The 1,939-nt window shown below is 52.1% G+C and carries 1 protein-coding gene and 1 pseudogene; both read right to left on the bottom strand.

Annotation, left to right across the window (positions count from 1 at the left end):
• Positions 1-308: 308 nt before the first annotated feature.
• Positions 309-770: a single-stranded DNA-binding protein gene (locus HX884_RS26245; RefSeq protein ID WP_178329020.1), complete on the bottom strand. Its 462-nt coding sequence runs from the start codon at positions 768-770 to the stop codon at positions 309-311.
• A 385-nt stretch (positions 771-1,155) separates the two neighbouring features.
• Positions 1,156-1,939 (bottom strand): annotated as a pseudogene (locus HX884_RS26250) (DUF927 domain-containing protein); the annotation flags it as partial.

Raw genomic sequence — 1,939 nt, forward strand, 5'->3', positions numbered from 1 at the left:
TAAATTGCGCACCAATTTTGCAATTTCACATCAATAAAGCCAGTAACCGCGCGGGTTGAGGATGGTTTGCGCATTGGTATCCGTTTCGTTTTGCGCAGATTTTTTGTGAATGCGAATGGATTACACCATAGCCAGAAATATCAAGCCTCTCCGCTATTTTGCGAATTCGCATTGCCGCCGTTAGAATTCGTCAGATGGTACGCACGTTGAATGCGCAGTTTTGCTGCGAACCTTACTGCGAACTGTCGCCCCCGCTGGTGGCCTGTCGTTGCTTCTTACCATCATTTAACCGAAAGGCGTTATCTCCCTCAGAATGGCGTTTCATCGTCGAATGGTGGGCGCTGGTCAAAATCATCAGGGGTGTTATATAGCTCCCATCCCGGCGCGGATTGCGTTTCGTGGCCCCTGCTGGCTCCGCTTGCTTTGACTGACTCGGCCCGCTTCCCGCCGGGGCGTACCGTTCTGGCGCTGATCACGCTGTCGGCTACTACCTGATAACCTTGCTGTGTACCGCCATCCTTGCCCGTCCACTGATTGATCTGCATCGCTCCGGCAACACTGACTAAATCGCCTTTAACGTGTCCTGCCAGTGCGTCGGCCTGTTTGCCGAATGCCACCACGCCCAGCCAGAAAGTAACCTCTCCGCCCTCTGCTGCATGGCATGGCAGTGCCACCGCTAAACGCCCCATTGCCATGCTTGTACCGTTTGCTGTGGTGCGGGTCTGCGGGTCTGCGACTAAACGCCCGTAGGCTGATATCTGTGCTGTCATTTTGCGAATACCTCGAATTATTAGTTTTGCTAATGAAGATTACCCGGCTCCGTCTTATTGTGGGACACCTGCCGATTTTTTTCATAGTAAGCAGAAATAGTGTCGGTTCAGTTGGTTCAGTTGGTTCACTGCCCGCCAGCCCGCGCCAGCACTGGTTTTTTCTGAACCAACATCAGCGATTTTGTGTTGGTTCAGCAGGGCTTTCTGTTGGTTCACTGCCTGCCAGAGTGAATGCCCTTATCAAAACATGTTGGTTCAAAACGAGCATTTGTTGGTTCAGCGTTGGTTCAGAATGAAAATAAAAACTCTTATAAAACAATAATCTTTACATATTAAACCAACTGAACCAACTGAACCAACACCATTTTTACGTATGTGAGAAATGCTATTCCTCTGGTGGGGCATAATCCTCTGGTCGGAAGGTCAGGACGTAAACGTTAATCTGTCGCCCGTCGATTCGCGGTGATTTACGCTGATAACCACGCCCGCTGGCTGGCGGTTTCAGCATCCCGGCATTTTTCAGAACTTCGGCGAACTGCGTCGGGTTAAAGTTCTGCGCGATCTCCTTTTCGAATGCGCCGCGAAAGGTGTAGAAGATTATAGGGTCGCTGTCGTGGCTCCCCTTCTGGCGATACCCCGCCAGATCCTTAACGGGCATGTCGGCAGAACTGTAGGGGAACGGCGCGAATCGACTCAGCCCATAGGCATTTAAAAACGCTTCTGTCTGCTCAATTATCTGCTGGTGCTCTTTGTTCCCCGTGCCAAACTCTTTCAGCCATGCGTTATAGGTGTGCTGTATCGCATCCCGACACGTTTGAGCATCCCAGCCAGTAACCACGCCACCCAGTAGTAAAGCGGCCTCCAGAATGGCAAATCTTGCCCCTACACGGTGAACCTGTTCCCCATAGTCGGCAGGGATTAGACTGCGCCAGCGGGCTTCACACTCACGAACGACATCAATCGCCTGTTGCTGGTGGTCTGAAAGCCATCTGATCCACTCCCTCCCGGCAGCGCCATGATGGTGCTGATAAGCATCTTTCAGCGCGTCGGCGTGTTCTTTCCCTGTCTGGTGTTCATGAAAGCGCACCGCCTTACTTAACGGGATATTCAGCAAGCGCACCAGTTGCCCGGCTTTGGTCTTGCGTCCGGCGGTGGCGATGAAGGTTTCT

Source organism: Enterobacter sp. SECR19-1250, from assembly GCF_013391025.1.
GTDB lineage: Bacteria > Pseudomonadota > Gammaproteobacteria > Enterobacterales > Enterobacteriaceae > Enterobacter > Enterobacter cloacae.